Annotated in this window: 5 protein-coding genes and 1 pseudogene; 3 read left to right on the forward strand and 3 right to left on the reverse strand. The window is 70.9% G+C overall.

Features of this window, described 5'->3' with window-relative positions; genetic code table 11:
- The coding region (locus ACFPZL_RS09950) for an MFS transporter (RefSeq protein ID WP_382335272.1) at window positions 1-622 on the forward strand (622 nt) is incomplete at its 5' end.
- A 4-nt stretch (window positions 623-626) separates the two neighbouring features.
- Here the strand turns inward: ACFPZL_RS09950 and ACFPZL_RS09955 are convergent.
- A complete protein-coding gene (locus tag ACFPZL_RS09955) occupies window positions 627-947 on the reverse strand; it encodes a helix-turn-helix domain-containing protein (RefSeq protein WP_218115481.1) in 321 nt (106 codons plus the stop codon).
- Between the two features lie 186 nt (window positions 948-1,133).
- Here ACFPZL_RS09955 and ACFPZL_RS09960 point away from each other — a divergent pair, with 186 nt between their 5' ends.
- Both ACFPZL_RS09960 and ACFPZL_RS09965 read left to right on the forward strand, forming a co-directional pair.
- Complete coding sequence (locus ACFPZL_RS09960; RefSeq protein WP_218115483.1) at window positions 1,134-2,321, forward strand: glycosyltransferase; 1,188 nt, start codon at window positions 1,134-1,136, stop codon at window positions 2,319-2,321.
- A gap of 12 nt (window positions 2,322-2,333) precedes the next feature.
- A complete protein-coding gene (locus ACFPZL_RS09965; protein ID WP_218115485.1) occupies window positions 2,334-3,572 on the forward strand; it encodes a glycosyltransferase in 1,239 nt (412 codons plus the stop codon).
- A 133-nt stretch (window positions 3,573-3,705) separates the two neighbouring features.
- Here ACFPZL_RS09965 and ACFPZL_RS09970 read toward each other — a convergent pair whose 3' ends face one another.
- Complete coding sequence (locus ACFPZL_RS09970; protein WP_236022060.1) at window positions 3,706-4,332, reverse strand: lipase; 627 nt, start codon at window positions 4,330-4,332, stop codon at window positions 3,706-3,708.
- Between the two features lie 258 nt (window positions 4,333-4,590).
- A pseudogene (locus tag ACFPZL_RS09975) lies at window positions 4,591-4,973 on the reverse strand (dipeptidase); the annotation flags it as partial.

Below are 4,973 nucleotides of genomic sequence, written 5' to 3' on the forward strand. Positions count from 1 at the left end.
GCAGCGGAGCGAGGGGGTGTTCCGCACCATGGCGCGCCACCGGCGAGTCCTCTCGCGGCTGGGGCTCACCGCGGCTTCGCTCGCGGCCGTGCGCTCGGCGCGCCAGGTCGTACTGCCGCTGTGGGGGCTCTCGCTCGGGCTCGAGGCGCACACGATCTCGCTCGTCGTCGGCATCGCCGGGGCGATCGACTTCGCGCTCTTCTACGCGAGCGGCCAGGTCATGGATCGCTTCGGCCGGCTCTGGGCCTCGCTGCCCGCGATGCTGCTGATCGGCGCCGGGTTCCTGTTCCTGGCCTTCACCCACGAGCTGCCGGATGCGTCGATGTGGTTCGCCATGCTCGCAGCGGTGATCGGCGTGGGCAACGGGCTGTCGAGCGGGATCCTCCTCACCCTCGGGGCGGATCTCGCGCCGCGGCACGATCCGGCGCCCTTTCTCAGCTCGTGGCGCACGCTGACGGATGCGGGCGGCGCCGCGGCGCCGGTGCTCTTCTCGGCCATCGCGGCGATCTCGACGCTCGCGGTGGCCACGGGAGCGATGGGTGCGATCGCGCTGCTCGGCGCACTCGGCTTCTGGCGGTGGGTGCCGCGGTTCATCGGGCGGTCGGGGCCGGCGAGCGGGTAGTGCTCTACCCGGCCGTGCGGCGCGTACCGCCCTGCTCGCGTCGGGCCGCGATGAAGTCGCGCGCCGTCAGCTGATGCGGGCGTCCCCCGTACTGGGCGGCCGAGATGCCGGTGACGAACGCACCCGGATCCACCTCGAGCGCCGTCGCGATGCGGATCAGCGACTCCACCGTCGGGCTCGATGCTCCGCGCTCGATCTTGCCGATCGTGGTCCAGTTCACCTCCGCGAGCTCGCCGAGATCCTCGAGCGAGACACCGAGCTCCTGCCGGGCGGCCCGGATCCGTCGGCCGATCTCGGCGGCTGCGGCGGAATGGTACTTGGGCACCGGTCAAGCGTGCTCGGCGCAAGTGGGAAAAGCCAGATATCGAACGCATAGTGATCAAATGCACAGCGCGTGAACGCATCATTCAGGTCGTCCCCGGCGCAGCGCGAGACCGTCCCCGATCTCAGCGAATAGACTGTACCCGGTCCGCGATCGGCGGACTCCCCGACCGAAGGACGCCCGCCCCCCGTGAGCCCTAACGATCGCCCCGACCGACTGCGCATCCTCATCGGGTGCGACACCTTCGCGCCCGACGTCAACGGCGCGGCCAGATTCTCCGAACGGCTCGCCGCCGGGCTCGTCGAGCGCGGCCACGACGTGCACATCATCGCCCCCGCGCAGCGCTACCGGCGCTACCGGGCGGCCACGGAGGTCATCGAGGGGCAGCCCATGACCGTGCACCGCCTGCCCGCGGTGCGCTGGCTCCCGCACGACTGGCTTCGCTTCGTCTGGCCGTGGCGCTCCAAGCACTACGCGCGCAAGGTGCTGAGCGCGGTGCAGCCCGACGTGGTCCACATCCAGTCCCACATCGTGATCGGCCGGGGGCTCGCCAGGATCGCCCGCCGCCGCGGCATCCCCATCGTGGCGACGAACCACGTGATGGCCGAGAACATCCTCGACTTCACCGTGATGCCGCCGCTCATCGACAAGCTCGTGCTCAAGCTCGCCTGGGACGACGCGCTGCGCACGTTCCGGATGGCGCGCGCCGTGACCACGCCGACCCGTCGCGCCGCGGAGTTCCTCGAGCGCACGGTCGACATCACCGGGGTCATCCCGATCAGCTGCGGCATCGATCGCCGCAACTACCGGCCGGATCCGAGCCCGCGCGAGCAGCGCCGCGTGCTGTTCGTCGGCCGGCTCACCACCGAGAAACGCGTCGACGTCACTCTGCACGCGCTCGCCCGGCTCGATCCCGCGCTCGACGTGCGCTACGACGTGATCGGCGGCGGCGACCAGCTCAAGCACCTCGAGCAGCTCACCCAGCGGCTCGCGCTGCAGGACCGCGTCACCTTCCACGGCAGGCTGGACGACCCGCAGCTCATTGAGGCCTACTCGAGCGCCTCGGTATTCGTCATCTCGTCGATCGCCGAGCTGCAATCCATCGCCACGCTCGAGGCGATGGCATCCGGCCTGCCGGTGATCGCCGCCGACGCGGTCGCGCTGCCGCATCTCGTGCACGACGGCGAGAACGGCTACCTCTTCGAACCCGACAACGATGCGCAGCTGGCGGACCGACTCACCGAGGTGCTCACCGCTCCGCACGAGGAGTGGCTCCGGATGCAGAACGCGTCGCTCTCCGGCGTCGCCGTCCACGACATCAACCGCACCCTCGACACCTTTGAGGCGCTCTACCGCGGCGAACCGGTCCCGGAGTAGCCGGGCGGCACGATGAGCACAGGATCCGCCGGGCGGCCGACGCGCCTTCTCTTCGACGCGCGCTACATCCGCACCGACTTCCACGACGGCATCAGCCGGTTCTCGGCCGAGCTTGCGCGGGCTGTGCAGGACGCGGCTGTGCAGGACGCGGCGTCGGGCGCTGGTCTCGACGTCGTCTTCCTCATCCACGACGAGGCGCAGCGCGCCTCGCTGCCGGAGGGCGCGCGGACGCTCACGATCCACGCCCCCACCTCGTGGCGCGAGCCGTTCACGGCGCTGATCCTCAACCGCCACCGGCCCGACGCGGTGTTCTCGCCGATGCAGACCATCGGCTCGCTCGGGCGGCGCTTCCGGCTGATCCTCACCCTGCACGACACGATCTACTATCGGCATCGCACCCCGCCGCGCGACCTGCCCGCGGCCGTGCGGTTCGGCTGGCGGCTGTTCCACCTGAGCTACCTGCCGCAGCGGCTCGTGCTGAATCGAGCCGACGTTGTCGCGACCGTGAGCGAGACCAGCCGCCGTCAGTTCGCCGCGGTGCGGCTGACGAAGCGGCCCGTCGTCGTGATCGCGAATGCGCCGCAGGACCTCGCGGAGCTGCTGCCTGCGGGGGAGACGGGGTCGGATCGCGGCTCGGCCGTGTCGTCTGGACCGTCATCCGCCCAGTCATCCGAGCCGCCATCGACGGGGTCGTCGGCGAGGTCGTCCGCACGCTCGTCGGAGCCGCCGCGGAACGTCGTCTACATGGGCTCCTTCATGCCGTACAAGAACGTCGAGACGCTCGTGCGCGGGCTGGCCGGCCTGCCCGAGCACACGCTGCACCTGCTGAGTCGGATCAGCGCGGATCGCCGTCGCGAGCTCGAGGCGCTCGCCCCCGCCGGGGCGCGGATCGTGTTCCACGACGGCGTCAGTGATGCCGAGTACGCGGCGCTGCTCGACGATCGGGCCGTGCTCGCCACGCTCAGCCTGGACGAGGGCTACGGGTTGCCGATCGCCGAGGCGCTCGCGTTCGGGGTGCCCGCGGTCGTCAGCGACCTCGAGATCTTCCGCGAGGTGGCGAGTGACGGCGCCGTCTTCGTGCCTGCGGAGGATCCGGCCGCGTTCGCGGCTGCGGTGCGCTCGCTGGACGACGACGAGACTCGTGCTGCGCTCGTCGCGGCCGGTACGGCGCATGCGCGGAGTTTCTCGTGGCGGCGCTCGGCGGAGCGGCTGCTGGAGACGGTGCAGGCGCTGGTGTCGTCCGCACGGTGAAACCCGGCGCCGCCGGGTGCACCGCGCCGCCGGGTGCACCGCCGCCGGCGGTTGCGCTGCCGGGTGGGGCTAAGAGCCTACGAGCGAGGTTCGCGCCGACGGCTCGGTCGGCCGGTCGCCTCCCTGCGCTGGGTCAGAAGCGCCAGACGACGGCCTGGAAGCCCTCGGGGGGCTCGGGGACCCACGCGGTCTCCTTGGTGACCAGGCCGCTGCCGGTGGGGACGTTCGACTGGATGATGGTGAACGTGCCGTCGTCGTGCTTCTCGGTGATGAGCAGCGTGTGCACGCCCGACACCCAGGACGTCGGGAAGTCGAGATGCTCGTACTGGACGATGTCGCCGGGCTGCGCGTCGGCAATGGTCAGCCGGGTGGCGCCCTGGTAGCTGTTCACGGGGTCCCCGCTGCCGGTCCACGCCGCGCCTCCGGAGGTGACCCAGCGGTGCACCGACGAGATGCACTCGCCCGGCTGGTTCCAGCCGGTCGCACGGCTCGTGCCGACCTCGCTCTCGGCGAGCGCGATCGCGGCGTCCACGTCGTAGCTGTGCGGGGTGTTCGCAAGGGCGCTCATCGCGGTGAGCGCGTCGAGCGACTGGTCGCTGATCGTCGCGACCTTGGCGTCGAGCGACTGAGTGGAAGCCGGGGCTGCCGATACCTGAGAGAAGTCCTGCGTCGGGACCGCCGCGGCGGCCGGAACCGCGCCGAAAGAGAAGAGCACGGATGAGACCAGTGCCACGATGACGGGCTTCGTAGGACGTGCCACTCGTTCTCCTGCTCACGATTTCGGACGGCGTCGAACACGGTTCGACGCAGATAGACCCCCATACGCCCCAAAAGGCGTATCCCTCGATAGTACGTTACCGTTCCGTTACATCGCAAACCTGGTCTAGCGGATTCCCAGACAGCCGGGCTCGCGGCCCCTCGATCCGGGAGCCCTCGGCACCCGTGGACCGCGGATCCGCCGCCCCATTGCGCCGGAATCGGCGGCGCTGCGGCTCTGCGGCTCTGTGGCTCGGCAGGTTCAGCGGCTGCGTTCGCCCAGCCTGCCGAGGAAGAGCGCCTCGCCCAGGGCGATGCGCCGGATCTCCTCCGGGTGGACGCTCTCGTTGGTCGAGTGGATCCGGCAGTCCGGTTCGAGGACGCCGAGCAGCAGGATCTCGGCCGCCGGGTTGATCCCGGCGAGCGTGCTCGTGAGGGGGATCGATCCGCCGCCGCCCGCGGTCACCGTCTCGACCCCGTCGTAGGCATCGGTGAGGGCATCGCTCAGCACGCGGAACGCCGCGCCCGAGGTGTCCGCGCTGAAGGGCGATCCGAGCTCGCCGGCGCTCGTCTCCACCGTCACGCCCCACGGCGCGACCGCGTGCAGGTGAGCGACGAGCGCGTAGCGCAGCTCCGCGGGCGCGT

It is taken from the genome of Leucobacter soli, assembly GCF_042659205.1.
GTDB classification, from domain to species: domain Bacteria; phylum Actinomycetota; class Actinomycetes; order Actinomycetales; family Microbacteriaceae; genus Leucobacter; species Leucobacter soli.

What these genes read in the sequence shown, in the direction of transcription:
- ACFPZL_RS09965 (WP_218115485.1), top strand. Translation starts at nt 2,334, where the DNA reads ATGAGCACAGGATCCGCCGGGCGGCCGACGCGCCTTCTCTTCGACGCG.